Genomic DNA, 18,740 nt, shown 5'->3' with positions numbered 1-18,740 from the left:
CTGTCCTGCCGGACATCTCCCCCGCAAGGGGGGAGATCAGATGCCGCATCGGATTTCGCCAACATCCAATGTCTGTTGAACGGCGAGACGCCGGAACTGCTAATCTCCCCCCTTGCGGGGGAGATGTCCGGCAGGACAGAGGGGGGTGTTCAAGCGCCAACATGTCCCTCAAAACCTCGGAATATCGGGAAACGCCACCTGCCCGCGATGCACATGCATGCGCCCCAGTTCGGCGCAGCGGCGCAGTTGCGGGAACACCTTTCCGGGATTGAGCAGATGGTTGGGATCGAAGGCGCACTTGACGCGCATTTGCTGGTCGAGGTCGACCTGGTTGAACATCTCCGGCATCAGGTCGCGCTTCTCGACCCCGACGCCATGTTCGCCGGTGAGCACGCCACCGACCTTGACGCAAAGCCTCAGAATGTCAGCGCCAAAGCTTTCGGCCTTGTCGAGTTCACCAGGCACGTTGGCGTCATAAAGGATCAGGGGATGCAGATTGCCGTCGCCGGCGTGAAAGACATTGGCGACTCCGAGACCGTATTTTTGGGAGAGCTCGCGCATGCCGGCCAGCACGCCAGGCAGCTCCTTGCGTGGGATCGTGCCGTCCATGCAGTAGTAATCGGGCGAGATGCGGCCAACGGCGGGGAAGGCCGCCTTGCGGCCGGCCCAAAAACTCAGCCGCTCCTGCTCGGATTGCGAGATGCGGCAGGTGGTCGAGCCGTTGCGAATGGCGATCGCCTCGACCGCCGTAATGAGATGATCGACCTCGACGCCCGGCCCGTCGAGTTCGACGATCAGCAGCGCCTCGACGTCGAGGGGGTAACCGGCATGGACGAAATCTTCCGCCGCGTGGATCGCCGGACGGTCCATCATCTCCATGCCACCGGGAATGATGCCGGCGCCGATAATGTCGGCGACGCATTGGCCGCCCTGCTCGCTGGTCGGGAAGCCGATCAGCAGCGCCCGCGCCGTCTCCGGTTTCTTCAGGATGCGCACGGTGACCTCGGTGACGACGCCGAGCAGACCTTCCGAACCGGTCATGACGCCGAGCAGGTCATAGCCTTCCGCGTCGAGGTGGCCGCCGCCGAGCCGCACCACCTCGCCATTCATCAGCACCATCTCGATGCCAAGCACATTGTTGGCGGTGAGGCCATATTTCAGGCAGTGCACGCCGCCGGAATTCTCCGCCACGTTGCCGCCGATCGAGCAGGCGATCTGGGAGGATGGATCGGGGGCGTAGTAAAAGCCCTCCTGCTCGACGGCTGTCGTGATGCCGAGATTGGTGACGCCGGGCTGGGCGACGACGATGCGGTTGGGAAAATCGATCTCGAGTATCCGGTTGAACCGGCTCATGACCAGCAGCACCGCGTCTTCCAGCGGCAGCGCACCGCCCGACAGCGAGGTGCCGGATCCCCGCGGCACGACGCGAATGTTGCGGTCGTTGCAGTATTTCAGCAGACGGGAAACCTGCGCCACCGTCTTCGGCAGGACCACGACCAGCGGCACTTGCCGGTAGGCAGTCAGGCCATCACTCTCGAAGACCCGCATTTCATTGGCCGCGTCGACCACGCCCTCGCCCGGCACGATGATGCGCATGTCGGCGACGATTTCGCTGCGCCGGCGCAGCGTCTCGGCGTCTGGCTTGGGCATGGCAAGGCCAGACATCGGCGCTTCCTCCACTCAACTGGTAAAAATGATTTACCAGCTAGCGACATTTGTTGCAAATCTTGCTTTGATGGCATCCGGGGCGGATGCAGGCAAGGCTTCCGCAGCGGCAATCTGCCGCTGCACATCCATCGCGCTTCGAAGCTTGGCGCGGTCTATTCGGCCGGATGCTTCGCCGGCTCGGAATGCATCTGTCGCACCCTGCGCACGCCCCACCAGACCAGCAGGATGGCGATCGGCACCGATGCGGCGGTAACGACCTCCGGCGCGAAGGCGTGGCCAAAGACCGACGCGCCCTTGGCGACATAGCCTATGAGGCCCACCACATAGTAGGAGACGGCGGCGACCGAGAGCCCTTCGACGGTCTGCTGCAGGCGCAGTTGCAGCCGGGCGCGGTTGTTCATCGAGGCGAGCAGGTCGCGGTTCTGCTTCTCGACCTCGACATCGACCCAGGTGCGCAACAGCGTGGTGGCACGGGTCAGCTTTCGCGACAGGTTGGCCTGGCGCTCCTCGACCGAGCGGCAGGTGCGCATGGCTGGCGCCATGCGCCGCAGCAGAAAGCCCGACCAGGTGTCGTAGCCCAGCACTGGCTCCTCATCCAGTGCCTCGAGCCTTTCAGTGACGATGCCGTCATAAGCGCGACTGGCGCCGAAGCGGTAAAGGCTGGAAGCGGCATCAGCCTCCAGTTCGGCGGCAAGCTCCGTCAGGTCGGCGAGCAGCGTCTGGCTGTCGCGGGTCTCGGCAACTTTCATTTCCAGGGTCGTCTGTGCCAAGCGATCCTCGATGCGGCGGGCGCGGCTGGACAAGGTGAGCGCCAGCGGCAAGCCGAGCATGGCAAGCGTGCGGTAGGTCTCGATGTCGATCAGCCGCTGCGACAGCGCGCCGGTGCTGGCCGGGGTCAGACCACGATCAAGCACCAGCATGCGGGTCATGCCATCGCCATCCTGGCGGAAGTCGGTGACAATAGCCGCGCTGCCGCGCTCGACGAGCGAGTGACAGAGGCTGGTCGGGTCGAAGCCGGCGATCAGCCTCTCGTTCGCCTGCGTCCACTTGCGGATCTCGAGCCGGATGCCCGAGATGACGGTTCCCGGCGGCGAAAAGCCATTGCCGAACGGCGAATCCTCTTGCCCCCAGCCATTCTCCGCCAGCGGTCCTTCCCAGAGATAGGTCGAGAACTCCGTATGCCGCTCCCAGCGCAGCGTGCCCTTGCCCCATTTCATGGCGTGGTGGCGGGCATGACGCTCGGGGGCGGCGATGCCGAGGCGGCGCGACAGTTCCGAAAGCACGGCATGGTCGACCGCGGAGCCTCCTTCGGTCATGAAGGAGAGCTGGACGAGGACGCGCGGCTTCTCGACGAGCGGATGCGGACGGGCATGAACCTCGCCGAGCGCGCCGGGCCGGCCTTCATGCGCCGGAAAGCCCATGACGCTGCCTTGGCTGCGCGACTGGAATTCAAGATTGGACGTCTCGTCCGACACGTCTGGTCCCCCTGGTTTCGACCCTTCGTGCAATGGTGCCGTCTTGCGGCAATCGACAAGGGACGTAAACAGCAAAGTTTAGCGCGAGGCGACGTGCCGGCGCGATGCGAAAATCGACCGAACCAGGCGAATTGGATAAATAATTTGACCAGTTGGCGACAGACGCTTTAATCTGCGCGACATTCATTCCGTCCCCAGGCGCTTCCTTTGAGCGATATTTTCTCCAGGATCGAGCATTCGCGCACCGCCGACGAAGTCGTGCAGCAGATCGAAAGCCTCATCCTCGAAGGCGTCCTGCGCACCGGCGACCGGCTGCCCGGCGAGCGCGAACTGGCGCGCCAGTTCGATGTGTCGCGGCCCATCCTGCGCGATGCGCTGAAGGCGCTCGAAGGACGTGGGTTGCTGACGACCAAGGCCGGCGGCGGCACGCATGTCGCCGACATTATCGGCCAGTTGTTTACCAAGCCGGTGGCGGACCTGATCTCGACGCATCGCAAGGCGGTGACGGACTATCTGGAGTATCGCCGCGAGGTCGAGGGCATAGCCGCCGAATACGCGGCACGGCGTGCCACACCCGAAGACCTCGCCCTGCTCGACCGCATCATGGCGCGCATGGATGAGGCGCATCGCACCGGCGACTTCGACGACGAGGCGGAAATCGACGTTGAATTCCACCACGCGATCTGCGAATGCGCGCACAACATCCTGCTCTTGCACACGCTGCGCTCCTGCTACCGCCTCTTATCGGAAGGCGTGTTCCAGAACCGGCTGCTGGTGTTCACCGTGCCGGGCGCGCGAGAGGCGCTGCTGGCGCAGCACCGGGCGATCCACACCGCGGTCAGGGCTGGCGATCCGGCCGCCGCCCGCCAGGCGGCGATGGACCACATGACCTATGTCGAGCGCTCGATGGCGGAAGCCGAGCGCAGCGGCGACTGGCAACGCGTGTCGCGGCTGAGGCTAAGGCAGCGCTCGGAAACCGGCGGCAGCGAACCAGCGCGCAGCCGCTCCTAGTCAATTTGATCAAGCGGGGACCATCATGAGCGACATTCTCACCATCGCAGACCTCAAGGATCTCGCGCGCCGGCGCGTGCCCAAGATGTTCTTCGACTATGCCGACTCCGGCGCCTGGACCGAGAGCACCTACCGGGCAAACGAGGAAGACTTCCAGAAGATCAAGTTCCGCCAGCGCGTGCTGGTCGACATGAGCAACCGCTCGCTGGAATCGACCATGATCGGCCAGAAAGTGTCGATGCCGGTGGCGCTTGCGCCGACAGGCCTGACCGGCATGCAGCACGCCGACGGCGAGATGCTGGCAGCGCAGGCGGCTGAGGAATTCGGCGTGCCGTTCACGCTTTCGACGATGAGCATCTGCTCGATCGAGGATGTCGCGTCGGTGACGAAGAAACCGTTCTGGTTCCAGCTCTATGTGCTGCGCGACAAGGATTTCGTCCTCAACTTGATCGACCGGGCGAAGGCGGCGAAGTGCTCGGCGCTGGTGCTGACGCTCGACCTGCAGGTCCTCGGCCAGCGCCACAAGGACGTCCGCAATGGGCTTTCGGCGCCGCCCAAGATGACGCTCGCCAACATCGCCAACATCGCTGTGCGGCCTGGCTGGTGGATGGGCATGGCTGGCACGAAGCGCCGTACCTTCCGTAACATCGTCGGCCATGCCAAGGGCGTCGGCGATGTGGCTTCGTTGTCGTCATGGACGACCGAACAGTTCGATCCGCACCTGTCGTGGAAGGACGTCGCCTGGATCAAGGAGCGCTGGGGCGGCAAACTGATCCTCAAGGGCATCCTCGACAAGGAGGACGCGCTGATGGCAGCCAACACCGGCGCCGATGCCATCATCGTTTCCAATCATGGCGGCCGCCAACTCGACGGCGCATCGTCCTCCATCATGGCGCTGGAAGAGATCGCGGATGCGGTCGGCGACAGAATAGAAGTGCATATGGACGGCGGCATCCGCTCCGGCCAGGATGTGTTGAAAGCACTCTGCCTGGGCGCCAAGGGCACTTATATCGGCCGGCCGTTTCTTTACGGCCTGGGCGCGCTCGGCAAGGAAGGGGTTACCAAGGCGTTGGAAATCATCCGTAAGGAGATGGACATCACGCTGGCGCTGTGCGGAAAGCGTCTGGTCACCGACATGGGCAAGGACCAACTCCGGCGCTAGGCCATGACATCTGACCACGGAGATACCAGAACCTTGGCGGAACCCGGCATCCATTTCCTCGACGCACGCGGGCCGGACGGCGTGCGTCTCTACGCGATCGGCGACGTGCATGGCCGGCTCGACCTGCTGGCCGCCATGCACGGACAGATCGAGGCCGAGATCGCCAGGGACCTGGTCGCGGACTGGCGCATCATCCATCTTGGCGACTATGTCGATCGAGGGCCCGACTCCAAGGGCGTCATCGACTTCCTGATCGAAGCGCGCGAACGCGATCAGCGAAACATGATGCTGGCCGGCAACCACGACCTCGGCTTTCTCGACTTTCTCGAGACACCCGACCCCGAAGGGCTCTTCCTCCGTTTTGGCGGCATCCAGACCGCGCAATCCTATGGGGTGACGATCAACAACGGCAGCGGCATTTGGTTCGGCAAGGCCGAGTCAGCCATGCGCAAGGGCCACCAAGCCTTGCTCGCAGCCGTGCCGCAAAGCCATATCGACTTCCTGCGGTCGCTGCCGTTCTCGGTGACGTCAGGCGACTTCTTCTTCTGCCATGCCGGCATAAGGCCAGGCATTGCGCTGGAGAAACAGAATATCCAGGACCTGATCTGGATCCGTGACGTCTTCCACGATCACACCGGTCTCCTCCCGAAGATCGTGGTGCATGGCCACACGCCGGTCCCCGAGGCGGAAGTGATGGCCAACCGCGTCAATGTCGACACGCTTGCCTGGCAGTCAGGCAAGCTTACCGCGCTCGTCGTGGACGGCGCGGACAAACGCATCCTGGAAATGTCGATAAAGGAACCTTGAGGCCCCGGCGCCCAAGGGCGCGAGGATACTGGCGCGAGGGATACTCGCGCGAGCGATGCCTGGGCTTTAGCGCAGGGAGGCGGTGACGCCGTAGCCGTCGACCGCATTGTGGTTGTTGGCGGCATCGGCGGCATAGATGCCAAGGCCGCAAAGCACGATGGCGGACAGCATGGCAAAGGACAGAAGAGCTGCTTTCACGGACGTCATCTCTTGTTGAGCTTTCTGCATCTGTGCACGAGGCGGTTACCAATGCGTTGAAACGGAAAAATCGCTTCAAAGTTTCGACGATTTCGCGCTTCTAGGCGTGTTCTGTATCGATGGTGTGTCGCACGGGTCACACAAAAGGTTCATCCCGGTTGCACAGCCGATATAGCGCGCGCCTTCTAGGATAGCGGGCGGACACAAGCCAAGGATGAAAGGGTTTTCCCCAGACGGATTCCGGCCCACGTGCCAATTATGTCACGCGGTAGGACGCGGAAGCGAATGCTCAGATCGTCGCCACCCAGGCGCGGGCGATGGCGAGGCCGGCAGCATCGGCATCAGGGCCGTTGCGGGCCATTTCGTCCTCGAGCTCGCCGGCCCAGTCGGGATGGCGCGCGGCAATGGTCGGCGCGAAGGAGGAACTCCAGTTCTTCACCAGCGGACGGTCGGCCTCGAAATGGAACTGGAAGCCGTAGACGGCACGGCCGACGCGAAACGCCTGGTTTTCGGCGACATCGTTGCCGGCGAGCCGCACGGCGTCGTCCGGCAGCTCGAATGTATCGTCGTGCCACTGGAAGATCGGGAATGTTTCCGGCAGTGCAGACAGCACCGGGTCGGCCTTGGCATCCGGGGTCAATGACACGCCGCGCCAGCCGAATTCATTGGCGCCGCCAATGCGGTTCTCGCCGCCAAAGGCGCGGGCGACGAGTTGACCCCCGAGACAGATGCCGAGCACCGCGCGGTCCTTGCCGGCAAAATCGCGGGTCAGTTCCAGCAGCGCCGGGAAATAGGGATAGTCTTCGTCGTCCAGTGCATTCTGGCCACCGCCGAGCACCACCATGGCATCATGGCCGGTTGCGTCCCGTGGCAGCGCATCACCCTTGTAGGCAAGGCGCACATCGAGATCGGCACCCGCTTCCGCGAGCGCCGCGCCAACCTGGCCAAGGCCGGTATTGTCGAAGTTCTGGACGACCAGCACCCGCATGGCAAACCCTGCTGACATGAAAACGAGGAAACCAGCGATATCATGCCGCCAGTATCGCAGCCAAGATGCGTATCCCAGGAGAAAACCATGCCACTGCAGAACCGGGTCGATCCGTTCGGCGCCATTCATGCCGTGCCGGAGCGCGGCCTGTTCACCGGCAATCGCGGCATCATCCACGACCCCGCGACAAAGACGCTCCTGAAAAAGCGCTGGGCGCTTCAGGCCTGGATCATCTGCGTGTGCCAATTCCGCAATGTGCGGCGCGAGCCGATGGGCCGCAACCGGGCCGGTGGCAAGGCCGGCTGGACCGAATTGTTCTTCCTCGACGAGGTGACGGCGCTCGCCGCCGGGCATCGTCCCTGCTTCTTTTGCCAGCGCGAACGAGCCAGGGATTTTGTCAGGCGCTTCGGCCAAGCCTTCGTCATTGCCGAGCCGCGCGCGCCGCAGGTGGACAAGCGGCTGCACAAGGAACGGTTGGCGTCGGGTGGCAAACGGCCTGCCGTCGCGATGGACGCGCTTGCCCGCCTGCCCGACGGCGCGATGATCGCAACCGGCGGCAGCACCTACGCCTTGTGCCACGGCAAGGCGTTGCCGTGGTCTTTTGCCGGATACGGCCCGCCTACCAGCCTGGGTCGGTTCGAGGACGAGACGCTGGTGCTGCTGACCCCGGAAACGACGGTTGCCATCCTGCGTCACGGCTTTCAGCCTGTGTGGCATCCCTCCGCCAAGGCTTGACGCCGGCGGCCGCCTCGCCCATTCCTCGGCCATGCGCGCCAACTACAAGATGCAACGTCTGTTCGTGCCCGACGACCTCGGACCGGACATCGAGGTCGAACCCGGCCAGCAGCAGAGCCATTATCTCCTGCATGTGCTGCGGCTCGCCGAAGGCGCCGAGATCCTTGTCTTCAATGGCCGCGACGGCGAGTGGTCGGCCGCGATATCAGCGAAATCGAAGCGCTCGGTGCGGCTGAAAGTACTGGCGCTGCAAAGGCCGCAGCCGCCTTTGCCTGACCTGATCTATTGCTTCGCACCGCTGAAGCAGGGCCGGCTGGATTATCTCGTGCAGAAGGCGGTCGAGATGGGCGCCGGCGTCCTGCAGCCGGTCATCACCCAGCACACGCAGATGGCCAAGCCGTCGATCGATCGCCTGCGCGCCAATGTCGTCGAGGCCGCCGAACAATGCGGCATCCTGGCGGTGCCGGAGGTTCGCGAGGCGGAAAAATTCGAGCGCCTGCTGACCGGCTGGGACAAGGAACGCCGGTTGATCTTCTGCGACGAGGACGCCTCGACCAACAATCCGCTGCCCGCCTTGCAGACGATGAAGGAGAAGAAGCTCGCCCTGCTGGTCGGGCCCGAGGGGGGCTTTTCCGACGAGGAGCGCAAGATGCTGCGGGCGCTCCCCTTCGTGACCGCCATTCCGCTCGGACCGCGTATCCTGCGTGCCGACACGGCGGCCGTGGCAGCGCTTGCGGTGATGCAGGCAACAATCGGCGACTGGTAGTGCTCTGTCTCTTGCAAACTGGTAGTGCTCTGTCTCTTGCAAGAGGTGTTTGCTGGGCGTGGCCTTCAATTCCTCTTGACCTGTGGCTCAGGATTTTTCGCTTGATCGGCTACTGACATTTCGTCCATTTAGCGCCGGCGGTGGTCCAACCGCCTTTGAGGGCTTGAGAATGGCGCGCGACACAACCGATTTCCGGCCCATCGAAGGCATAGACGAGCTTGTCGAGCACCTGGCCGAAGGCAACAAGCCGCGCGAAAAATGGCGCATCGGCACCGAGCACGAGAAATTCCCGTTCTATGTCGATGGCAACGCACCGGTGCCCTATGGTGGTGAGCGCGGCATCCGCGCCATCCTTGAAGGCATGCAGAACAAGCTTGGCTGGGATCCGATCATGGATGACGGCCGCATCATCGGCTTGGTCGAACCGACGGGCCAGGGGGCAATTTCGCTCGAGCCCGGCGGCCAGTTCGAGCTTTCCGGCGCGCCGCTGGAGACGATCCACCAGACCTGCCGCGAGGGCAACGCCCATCTGGCGCAGGTGCGCGAGATCGCCGAGCCGATGGGCATCCGCTTCCTCGGCCTCGGCGGCAGCCCGAAATGGTCGTTGGCCGAGACACCGAAAATGCCGAAGTCGCGCTATGAGATCATGACGCGCTACATGCCCAAGGTCGGCACCAAGGGCCTCGACATGATGTACCGCACCTGCACGATCCAGGTGAACCTCGACTTCGAGAGCGAGGCCGACATGCGCCGCAAGATGCAGGTGTCGCTGAAGCTGCAGCCGCTGTCGACCGCACTGTTCGCCAACTCGCCCTTCACCGACAGCCGGCCGAACGGGCTGCAGAGCTGGCGCGGCGACATCTGGCGCGACACCGACAACCAGCGCTCGGGCCTGCTCGAATTCTGCTTCTCGCCCGATTTCGGTTTCGCCGACTATGTCGAATGGGCACTCGACGTGCCGATGTATTTCGTCATTCGCGATGGCCGTTATCACGACATGACGCATATCACCTTCCGCCAGTTCATGGCCGGGGCCGCGCGCAATGAAGTGCCGGACGGGCTGCCGACGATGGGCGACTGGGCCAACCATCTGTCGACGCTGTTCCCGGACGTGCGGCTCAAGCGTTTCCTTGAAATGCGCGGCGCCGATGGCGGTCCCTGGCGGCGCATCTGCGCGCTGCCGGCCTTCTGGGTCGGGCTGCTCTACGACGAGGCGGCACTCGACGCGGCCGAGGCATTGACGTCGAGTTGGACCTACAAGGAAGTGCTGGCCATGCGCAACGCCGTGCCGGAGCTCGGCATCGCCGCGCCCTTCCGCAACACGACGTTGCGCGAGGTCGCCCGCGACGTCATGGCCATTTCGCGCACCGGGTTGAAGAACCGCGGCAAAAAGAACCGTGACGGCTATGACGAAACCTCGTTCCTCAACACGCTCGACGAGGTCGTGGCGCGCGGCACCACCAGTGCGGAGGAGATGCTGTCGGCCTACCACACGCGCTGGGGCGGCTCGATCGAGCCGGTGTTCATGGAGTATGCCTATTAACCGCGAGCCATGGCGGGTGGCAAAAGTAACTTCAATCGGGCGCTGAAACGAATTAGGCTCTCTTTCGAGGATTTCCCGGAGGAGAAGCCGATGCCTACCTTGTTCGACATGCTGGCGCAGGCCCAGAACGGCAACGGCATGCAGGCGCTTGCCCAGCAATACGGGCTTTCGCTGCAGCAGACGCAGGCGGCGGTCGCCGCACTGCTGCCAGCCTTTTCACAAGGGTTGCAACGCAACACCGCCGATCCCTATGGGCTCGGCGCCTTCATGACGGCGATGGCAAGCGGCCAGCACGCCAAATATTTCGAGGACGCCACGCGCGCCTTCTCGCCGCAAGGCGTCGACGAGGGCAACGGCATTCTGGGACATCTGTTCGGTTCGAAAGACCTGTCGCGCGCCGTGGCCAGCCAGGCCGCGCAGGCGAGCGGCGTCAGCCAGCAGATCTTGCAGCAGATGCTGCCTGCTATCGCCTCGATGGTAATGGGCGGACTGTTCAAGCAGACGACAAACCAGATGCAGGCAGCGGCTGGTCTTGGCGGCGGCGGCAACAATCCACTGGTCGAGATCATCGAGCAGATGATGCGGCAAGGCGGCATGCAGGCGCCGGCGCCGCAACAGCGCCAGGCGCCACCGCCTCAGAACCCCATGGACAACCCGCTCGGCAAGGTCTTGCAGGACATGTTCGGCGGCGGCTCACCGCAGCCGCAAAGCCAGCCGCAGCCGGCGCCCAACCCCTATGGCGACAATCCGCTCGGCAAGGTGCTGCAGGACATGTTCGGTGGCGGCGCGCCGCAGCAACCACAAAGCCGGCCCCAGTCCCAGCAGACACAGAGCCCCTACGGCGACAACCCGCTGGGGAAAATCTTCGAGGAGATGCTGCGGCAAGGTGGAGGCGGCGGCCTCGGGATGCCCGGCGGGCAGCCGGCGCCGCAACCTGAAGCGCCGCAACCGCAGCGGCGCCAGGCACCACAGCCCCAAGCCAATCCGAGCGGACGGCCAAGGAACCCGTTCGACGACATTTTCGGCAAGATGTTCCAGACCGGCGCCCAGCAGCGCGACGAATACCAGAAGGGCGTGGAAACGATCTTCGACCAGTTCAAGCGGGACATGGACCGGCGGTAGCCGCCCGGCCTTCGGTAAACCTTAAAGAAAAGCCCGGTCCTTGGGAGGACCGGGCAGCGTGCAGGCAGGCCGGCGGGGAACCGGCAGGGAGTGGGGAGCCTGCAGAACCTTGGTCGCGCTGAACCGTGAAAGGGTTCAACGCAACCGAAGCTGAACCAATCAGGCCACCTTGCGGGCGATTTCCTCGATCGTTTCCACGCGATCGCTGGCGATCTCACGCAGGATTGCCGTCGGGTCACGGCCAAACGACACGTCGATTGCAACATGCAGGTCGGCGCGCGTGAGGCCGATATCGGCGAGTTCTGCATCCGACATCTCGCCAAGGCGGTAGAAGGCGCGGCGGTTTTTCCAGGCGCGGTAGGTGTTGGAGACAATGTTGGCCACGCGCGTCGCAACAGCCGGACGCGAGGTGATGCGCGAGGTCTCGGTGGCGAAATCGATCGTGGTCATATCGGTCTCCTTCAGACTCGAACGGACGAAACCCGACGATCGGCGCTGGCGACAGCGGCCGTTCCGGTCTCAAATACAATTTTAGAAATGCATGTCGTCGTCTCAAAACCGGTGTCCACTTTTGGGCGACATGCATGGCTTTCACTTGGACAATGCCAATTTGCCATCGACCGATTGATTAATCCAACGAATGTTTCTAATCTTTAATATCAACAGTAGTGATGGATTGGACCGATGAAAGCGCCGCTCGATCTCGATCAATTGCAGACCTTCATCTCGATTGCCGATACCGGCAGCTTCACCCGCGCTGCGGAAGAAGTGCACCGCACCCAGTCGGCGGTGTCGATGCAGATGCGCCGGCTGGAGGAGCGGATCGGCAAGCCGCTGTTCGAGAAGGAGGGGCGCTCGAACAGGCTGACGGAGGAAGGCGACAAACTGCTCTCCTACGCAAGGCGATTGCTCTATCTCAACCGCGAAACGCTCGCAGCCTTCGATGACCAGAGGCTCGAAGGCACGATCCGCATCGGCACGCCTGACGATTATGCGGACCGTTTCCTGCCCGAGATCATGGCACGGTTCACGCGCTCCAATCCGCGCGTCGAACTGACCGTCATCTGCGAACCGACGCCGGGGCTGGTCGAGCACATCAAGCGCGGCAATCTCGACCTAGCGCTGGTGACGCACAATGATGTGCGCGGCCAGTCGGAGGTGGTGCGGCGTGAACCGCTGCTCTGGGTCTCCTCGGCCAACCATGCGACACATGAACAGGAGACGCTGCCGATGGCCTTCGGCCGGCCGAACTGCATCTGGAGGCGCGCCGCGGTCGACGTGTTGGACCAGCAGAACCGCGACTACCGCATCCTGTTCACCAGTTTCTCAGCGACCGTGATCACCGCCGCCGTGCTGTCGGGGCTGGCGATCTCGGTGCTGCCGGAATGCGCGCTCAGGCCCGGCATGCGGGTGCTGGGCGAGGCCGACGGCTTCGGCGCCCTGCCCGACTGCCGCATCGGCATCATGCGCGGCCAGACCTCGCGGCCGGAGATCGTCGATGCGCTTGCCCGCCACATCTCGGAAAGCCTGGACAACATCTCCGTGCCGCTCGGCGAGGAGACGGGGACGTTCGATTTCGCGGCCCTCGCCTTTGCCAAGATGAAGCGAAGCAAGCCGAACCAGATCCTGCCGGGCTGGTAAAAAGCGGGTCATGACTATCGGGCCTGACACGGCCGCCTTGACGTCGGCGTCCAACCGGCCCCCAATCGACCGATGAGCGAAGCAGCATCCGAATCACGCACCAACGCCACCGAATACACGGTGAGCGAAATATCAGGCGCGCTGAAGCGCACGGTCGAGGACGTCTTCGGCAATGTGCGGGTGCGCGGCGAAATCTCAGGTTATCGTGGGCCGCATTCCTCCGGCCATGCTTATTTCGCGCTCAAGGACGACCGTGCGCGGCTCGACGCCGTGGTCTGGAAAGGCACGATGAGCCGGCTGAAATTTCGTCCCGAGGAAGGGATGGAGGTGATCGCCACCGGCAAGCTCACCACCTATCCCGGCAAGTCCAATTACCAGATCGTCATCGACAATCTCGAGCCGGCCGGCGCCGGGGCGCTGATGGCGCTGCTGGAGGAACGCAAACGCCGGCTGCAGGCGGAGGGCCTTTTCGATGCGGTGCGCAAACGCCGGCTGCCGTTCATGCCACGCGTCATCGGCGTGGTCACCTCGCCGACCGGCTCGGTCATCCGCGACATCATCCATCGCATCAAGGACCGCTTTCCACTGCATGTGCTGGTCTGGCCCGTGCGGGTTCAAGGCGACACGGCGAGTGCGGAAGTGACCAATGCCGTCACCGGTTTCAACGCGCTGGCATGGGACAGCCCCATTCAGCGCCCCGATCTGCTGATCGTGGCGCGCGGCGGCGGCAGCCTGGAAGATCTGTGGGGCTTCAACGACGAGGCACTCGCCCGCGCGGTCGCCGCCTCGGGCATTCCGGTGATTTCGGCTGTCGGCCACGAAACCGACTGGACGCTGATCGACCTTGTCGCGGATGTGCGGGCGCCGACACCGACGGGCGCGGCCGAAATCGCCGTGCCGGTGAAGGCTGACCTCGAAGCGACGCTGGCCAGCCTCGGCGCGCGGCTCAAGGCCGCCGTCTTGCGCAATTTCGAGCGCAAGCGGCAGGCAGCCCGTGCGGCGGCGCGTGCGATGCCCTCGCCCGATCAATTGCTGGCGCTGCCGCGCCGGCGCCTGGACGAGGCGACATCGAGGCTCGGTCGTGGCCTGATGGTTTCCACCGAGCGCAAGCGGGCGCGATTCTTCGCTGTAAAATTGACGCCGGCAATGCTGTCGCAGCGGATTGCCGAAGCGCGGCGCACCAACGACCGTAGCCTTTTGCGGGCGCAAGGGGCGCTGCGCACTCTGGCCAGAAGCCGGCGCGCGGAGCTCAATCGTGCCGCGGATCAGTTGCCAAAATGCGCCAAGGCATCGCTGCAGCGGCACAGACAGCAATTGGCTTTGCTGCAGGGCCGCATCACGATCGAGCCGACAGCCCGGCGCCAACGTGTGCAGAGGGATCTTCTGACGGCTTTGACGAGACGCGGCGGCCAGGCGATGCTGCTCAGGCTGGAGCGGTTGCGCGGCCGCATCGTCCAGGCCGACCGGCTGATGGCGACGCTTTCGCACAAGGCCGTCCTGGCGCGCGGCTTCGCGCTGGTGAAGGATGCCGACGGCGCGGTCATCAAGCAGGCCGCCGAGGTGGCGTCGGGGATGGCGCTGTCGCTGGAGTTCGCCGATGGCACGGCGGATGCGGTGGCAACCAGTGGCGCGGCGCGGCCAAAGCCCGTGGCCAGACCGGCGGCAAAGGCAAAGGAACCCGGCAATCAGGGATCCTTGTTCTAAGAGCATGATCGACAATCCGCACCATCTGGCAACGCCGTCCGGCAAGCCGCGCGCGCGAAGCTTCGCTATCGGCTTCGACGGAACGCCCGGGCCGTTCAACGCGATCACCGACGTGCCCGGCGTCGCTGTAGGCTATGCGACGCTGATATCGGGCGATGGTCCGCTTATCGTCGGCAAGGGGCCGGTGCGCACCGGCGTGACCGCAATCCTGCCGAGGCCGCGCGCCGAATTGGCCACCCCGGTCTTCGCCGGCATTTTCAGCCAGAACGGCAATGGCGAGATGACCGGCTCGCACATCATCGAGGAAACCGGCGCCTTCAACTTCCCGATCACCATCACCAACACGCATTCCTGCGGTGTTTCGCGTGACGGCACGCTGCGCTGGATGAACCGGGTGCTGCCGGCCGCGATCGACAGCGCCTGGGGGCTGCCGGTGGCGGCGGAGACTTATGACGGATTTCTCAACGACATCAACGGCCACCATCTAACGTCGGAGCACGTCGCCGAAGCCCTTGACGGCGCCGCCGGCGGACCGGTCGAGGAAGGCAGCGTCGGCGGCGGCACCGGCATGATCACCTTCGGCTTCAAGGCAGGGTCCGGCACGGCCTCGCGCATCGTCGCATGGCAGGGGCGCACCTACACGGTCGGCGCCTTCGTGCAGTCGAATTTCGGCAAGCGGCATAATTTCACCATTCGCGGCCTGCGCGCCGGGCCCGAACTCACCGAACCGGCGATCCGCGAAGCCACGTCGCGCGCGGAAAAGGGCTCAATCATCGCCGTCATCGCGACCGACGCGCCTTTCCTGCCGCATCAGATGAAGCGATTGGCGCGCCGTGTGCCGCTCGGCGTCGCCTTGACGGGCGGCTTCGGCTATCACAGTTCGGGCGATATCTTCCTCGCCTTCTCGACGGCTAATCCCGCCGCGGCGCTGGGGTTGTCCGGCCGCATCGCCAGCGCCGATTTCATTCCCGATACAGACATCGACCCGTTCTTCGATGCGGTGATCCAGACGGTGGAGGAATCCATCCTCAACGCTCTTATCGCCAATGACGACATGACTGGGCGCGACGGCAATTTCGTGCCGGCGCTGCCAAAGGCGTGGCTGGAAGAAAAGTTTGGCTGAGAGGGATGGCTGAGACGAAAACGCGGGCCGAAGCCCGCGCGTTTCGAACAGGTTTGACCCGTAGTTATTCCGCGGCTTTGCTTGAGGCCTGCTGGTTTTCGTCGGCCTCGGCCGCTTCCTCGAGCCGGGAAGCGATCAATTCCTGGATGTCGCCGACTTCCTCCTGGATGTCCTCCAGCGGTATGCCGACCTCGGCCGCCTTGGCGGCGCATTCGCGGGCCAACGTCTCGGCCTGCTTCTCGATCCTGGCGTGGGACTGGCAATGGACCTTTTCGCCGATCCATCCCCGCAAGAACTCGATCGCGTGTTCACTCATACTGCTGTTCCCTGGCGGCAAAGCCGGTTGGTAATCATAAGCGTCGGCATCCCGCGAAGGATGCATGTTCCCATTCGAGCCGAGTCGCGGCCAGCCGGCAAGCCGAAGCCGTCCAGGGTCCACAGAGCCGAAGGAAATCGAGGGGTGAAGAACATTTTCTGATTCTGAAGGACTGTACCGTTGGCGGGGTCTTCCCGCTCCGAGCAATTGCTTCTACCTTTTACGGCTTCCAGTCCGTTTCTTAATCTCACTGGCTGTCACTACAGCCGCCTATGACGTTGCGCTTCAAGGCGTGAGCCCGCGAAGCCGCCGCTATATAGTGACATCCACATCCGATGTCGACTCTCCTCAAGGCCCGTGCAGACGAGCCATGCAAAAGTCGCATAGATCGCTGATCCAGTCAGAAATTTTCAACCCACGGCCTGAGTTCCATTTCCCAGGTCCAGGCGCTGCGGTGCTGGCGGTGGATGGCGAGATAGGCCTCTGCGATCGCATCCGGAGACAGCCGGCGATCCTGCGGCCCGGGCTCCTGTCCGGAAGCGGCCGAAGCAATGGCGCCGTCGATGATGAAATGCGCAACGTGGATGTTCTTGGGCGCCAGTTCGCGGGCCATGGATTGCGCCAGCCCGCGCAATCCGAATTTGGGCATCGCAAAGCCGGCGGAGCCGGCGAACCCCTTCACACTTGCTGTCGCTCCGGTGAAGAGGATCGACCCCGCCCCTTGAGCGATCAGCCGGCGGGCCGCCTGTTGAGCTACCAGGAACCCGCCATAGGCCCCGACCAGCAAAGCCTGTCGGACAGCCTCGGGATCGAGTTCGGCTATTGGACCGCGAGCGCGGCCGCCGGCGTTGAAAATCACGAGGGAAAGTGGTCCAGCCTTGTCCGCGATATCGAACAGATGCTCGACCGATGCTGGATCCGAGACATCCGTCGCCACGGCTTGCGCGCCCGTTTGCGCTTGCAAGGCATCGAGCTTCTCGATGTTTCGGGCGGCCAGGACGACATGGAACCCTTCCCTGGCGAGAAGACGCGCGAGCGAGGCGCTCAATCCGGAGCCCGCCCCGGCAATCACGGCGACGTTGGATGTCATGAGATCCTCTCCTCTTCCAGTGATTGCAACCGCCGGCGGATGTTGAACTCTGCCGGATCGGCTCCGCACCGGCAACACGCAGGGCGGAAAGAAAAACGGCCGGGCGCGAAACGGCCCGGCCAAAAAAGAAGGTCATAACCTTCAGAGGGGAACACCGCTCGGTGAAATGGGAGGAAAACACCGAACGGTTTTTCCTTTTTGAGCCGATTCCCCGACGAATACGACGAATGATTTTCTAAGAATCGGTCGGGATGGCAAAAATCCCGTTCTTTCTCGTCCAAGACTCAGCCGGCCCGGCTTTCCGGCTCGAGCAGATCCACATAATGGCGCCGAGCGACGTCGGGATGCGAGCGCAGCCGGCTTTTCAGCACATTGGTTCCGACATCGCGAAACAGCGGATTGTCCGGATCGCTGGCCGGCCCGCGCGCCTGCGCCGCCAGATCCTCGGAAAGGCTAAGCAGCGGTATCGTCGCATCGAGCCTGGCGCTGAAGAAGAACGGCACCGAAATGCGTTCAATGCCGGCCGCCGGCGTCACGACACGATGCACGGTCGCCCGCAAATAGCCGTTTGAGGCCAGTTCGAGCAATTCGCCGATGTTGACGACGAGCGTACCGGGAATGGGGTCCACATCCACCCAGCTTCCGTCATAGTCGACCTGCAGCCCCTTATTGTCATCCTGAAGCAACAACGTCAGGAAACCGCCATCCTTGTGCGCGCCGACACCCTGGTCATCGCCGGTCGCCTCTCGGCCGGGATAGCGCACGATTTTCATGCGGTGGTTTGGCTGCTCGCGGTAGATCGGGTCGAAAGCGTCCTCGGGTTGATCGAGCGACAGCGCGAAGGCTTTCAACAGCCTGATGGCCACTGCTGTTGCCTTGGCCTGCCATGCCAGCAGGGCGGGTTTGAGTTCCGGCAACGCAGCGGGCCACTGGTTCGGCCCCTGCAGCCGCGTCCAGGCGGGAATTCCTGGCCCTTGCGCTATGGGCTGACGCTCGACGCCGATGTCGAGCTGTTCGCGCCAATCGGCCTTGCCCTTGGTCAGCTCGCCGCCGGCGCGGGTATAGCCACGGAACTGCGAGGATTTGACCATTTCGATCGCGAGCTTGTCGGCCTCGGCCAAGGCAAAGAAGCGGCGCGACGCGGTGAGCACTTCACTGATTTCCGCCCACGAAATGCCATGTCCGGCCAGGTAGAAAAAGCCGATGTCGCGCGACGCGGAACGCAGATCCGCCAGAAATGTCCGGCGTTCCGACGCGCCTTGTTCAAAGCGGCTCAAGTCGAGCACGGGTACTATTCTGGGCATATCAGGCTCCTTTCCCGGCTTTGTGCGGATGTTACCGTCCGCAAACCGGGACTGTTGGACAGGCGTGCACTTTTCGGCGGTCACACC

Annotated in this window: 18 protein-coding genes; 10 read left to right on the top strand and 8 right to left on the bottom strand. The window is 63.7% G+C overall.

Annotated features, from left to right (window positions below):
• Positions 1-168: 168 nt before the first annotated feature.
• Together LB571_RS24605 and LB571_RS24600 are read right to left on the bottom strand one after the other, a co-directional pair.
• Entirely contained in the window at positions 169-1,665 is a 1,497-nt protein-coding gene (locus LB571_RS24605; protein WP_224598720.1) for an FAD-linked oxidase C-terminal domain-containing protein, read from the bottom strand.
• Between the two features lie 155 nt (positions 1,666-1,820).
• Positions 1,821-3,143, bottom strand: coding sequence for a DUF3422 family protein (locus tag LB571_RS24600; RefSeq protein ID WP_015316500.1), 1,323 nt, complete (start codon positions 3,141-3,143; stop codon positions 1,821-1,823).
• A gap of 207 nt (positions 3,144-3,350) precedes the next feature.
• Between LB571_RS24600 and LB571_RS24595 the strand changes: the two genes are divergently transcribed.
• Genes LB571_RS24595 through LB571_RS24585 form a run of 3 tightly spaced genes read left to right on the top strand, consistent with a single transcriptional unit; the run spans position 3,351 to position 6,123 of the window.
• Positions 3,351-4,154 carry an FCD domain-containing protein gene (locus tag LB571_RS24595; protein ID WP_015316499.1) on the top strand — a complete coding sequence of 268 codons (804 nt, stop codon included), beginning with the start codon at positions 3,351-3,353 and terminating at the stop codon, positions 4,152-4,154.
• Between the two features lie 25 nt (positions 4,155-4,179).
• Positions 4,180-5,316 carry an alpha-hydroxy acid oxidase gene (locus LB571_RS24590; protein ID WP_015316498.1) on the top strand — a complete coding sequence of 379 codons (1,137 nt, stop codon included), beginning with the start codon at positions 4,180-4,182 and terminating at the stop codon, positions 5,314-5,316.
• Between the two features lie 33 nt (positions 5,317-5,349).
• Positions 5,350-6,123 carry a metallophosphoesterase gene (locus LB571_RS24585; protein WP_140821705.1) on the top strand — a complete coding sequence of 258 codons (774 nt, stop codon included), beginning with the start codon at positions 5,350-5,352 and terminating at the stop codon, positions 6,121-6,123.
• Positions 6,124-6,189: 66 nt separating this feature from the next.
• Here the strand turns inward: LB571_RS24585 and LB571_RS28835 are convergent, their stop codons facing one another.
• Together LB571_RS28835 and LB571_RS24580 are read right to left on the bottom strand one after the other, a co-directional pair.
• Positions 6,190-6,321, bottom strand: coding sequence for a hypothetical protein (locus LB571_RS28835; protein ID WP_013893872.1), 132 nt, complete (start codon positions 6,319-6,321; stop codon positions 6,190-6,192).
• A gap of 289 nt (positions 6,322-6,610) precedes the next feature.
• Positions 6,611-7,309: a type 1 glutamine amidotransferase gene (locus tag LB571_RS24580; protein WP_224598795.1), complete on the bottom strand. Its 699-nt coding sequence runs from the start codon at positions 7,307-7,309 to the stop codon at positions 6,611-6,613.
• Positions 7,310-7,396: 87 nt separating this feature from the next.
• Here LB571_RS24580 and LB571_RS24575 point away from each other — a divergent pair, with 87 nt between their 5' ends.
• The 4 genes from LB571_RS24575 (at position 7,397) to LB571_RS24560 (ending at position 11,475) form a co-directional block, all read left to right on the top strand.
• On the top strand, positions 7,397-8,044 hold the full coding sequence (locus LB571_RS24575; protein WP_224598716.1) for a hypothetical protein: 648 nt from the start codon (positions 7,397-7,399) through the stop codon (positions 8,042-8,044).
• 31 nt (positions 8,045-8,075) lie between these two features.
• On the top strand, positions 8,076-8,810 hold the full coding sequence (locus tag LB571_RS24570; RefSeq protein ID WP_140821707.1) for a 16S rRNA (uracil(1498)-N(3))-methyltransferase: 735 nt from the start codon (positions 8,076-8,078) through the stop codon (positions 8,808-8,810).
• Positions 8,811-8,979: 169 nt separating this feature from the next.
• Positions 8,980-10,353: a glutamate--cysteine ligase gene (locus LB571_RS24565; RefSeq protein ID WP_140614580.1), complete on the top strand. Its 1,374-nt coding sequence runs from the start codon at positions 8,980-8,982 to the stop codon at positions 10,351-10,353.
• A gap of 90 nt (positions 10,354-10,443) precedes the next feature.
• Positions 10,444-11,475, top strand: a complete 1,032-nt coding sequence (locus LB571_RS24560; RefSeq protein WP_224598713.1) for a DUF937 domain-containing protein — start codon at positions 10,444-10,446, stop codon at positions 11,473-11,475.
• Between the two features lie 159 nt (positions 11,476-11,634).
• Here the strand turns inward: LB571_RS24560 and LB571_RS24555 are convergent, their stop codons facing one another.
• Complete coding sequence (locus LB571_RS24555) at positions 11,635-11,925, bottom strand: DUF1127 domain-containing protein (protein WP_140725632.1); 291 nt, start codon at positions 11,923-11,925, stop codon at positions 11,635-11,637.
• Between the two features lie 234 nt (positions 11,926-12,159).
• On the opposite strand from LB571_RS24555, the gene LB571_RS24550 reads away from it, so the two are divergent.
• The 3 genes from LB571_RS24550 to LB571_RS24540 all read left to right on the top strand — a co-directional run bounded on the left by LB571_RS24550 (position 12,160) and on the right by LB571_RS24540 (position 15,943).
• On the top strand, positions 12,160-13,116 hold the full coding sequence (locus LB571_RS24550; protein ID WP_140614583.1) for a LysR substrate-binding domain-containing protein: 957 nt from the start codon (positions 12,160-12,162) through the stop codon (positions 13,114-13,116).
• Between the two features lie 72 nt (positions 13,117-13,188).
• On the top strand, positions 13,189-14,820 hold the full coding sequence (gene xseA, locus LB571_RS24545) for an exodeoxyribonuclease VII large subunit (RefSeq protein ID WP_140715558.1): 1,632 nt from the start codon (positions 13,189-13,191) through the stop codon (positions 14,818-14,820).
• 4 nt (positions 14,821-14,824) lie between these two features.
• Entirely contained in the window at positions 14,825-15,943 is a 1,119-nt protein-coding gene (locus tag LB571_RS24540; RefSeq protein ID WP_140715560.1) for a P1 family peptidase, read from the top strand.
• Positions 15,944-16,007: 64 nt separating this feature from the next.
• Here the strand turns inward: LB571_RS24540 and LB571_RS24535 are convergent, their stop codons facing one another.
• The 3 genes from LB571_RS24535 to LB571_RS24525 all read right to left on the bottom strand — a co-directional run bounded on the left by LB571_RS24535 (position 16,008) and on the right by LB571_RS24525 (position 18,653).
• Positions 16,008-16,259 (bottom strand): DUF768 domain-containing protein, encoded by a 252-nt coding sequence (locus tag LB571_RS24535; RefSeq protein WP_015316487.1) that lies wholly within the window; start codon positions 16,257-16,259, stop codon positions 16,008-16,010.
• 400 nt (positions 16,260-16,659) lie between these two features.
• Positions 16,660-17,349, bottom strand: coding sequence for an SDR family NAD(P)-dependent oxidoreductase (locus tag LB571_RS24530; RefSeq protein WP_140614586.1), 690 nt, complete (start codon positions 17,347-17,349; stop codon positions 16,660-16,662).
• 284 nt (positions 17,350-17,633) lie between these two features.
• Entirely contained in the window at positions 17,634-18,653 is a 1,020-nt protein-coding gene (locus LB571_RS24525; RefSeq protein WP_140725641.1) for an isopenicillin N synthase family dioxygenase, read from the bottom strand.
• Between the last annotated feature and the right edge of the window lie 87 nt (positions 18,654-18,740).

Source organism: Mesorhizobium sp. BR1-1-4, assembly GCF_020165375.1.
GTDB classification, from domain to species: domain Bacteria; phylum Pseudomonadota; class Alphaproteobacteria; order Rhizobiales; family Rhizobiaceae; genus Mesorhizobium; species Mesorhizobium australicum.
The sequence above is the reverse complement of the archived record's forward strand: the minus strand, read 5'-3'. Positions and strand labels throughout refer to the sequence as shown.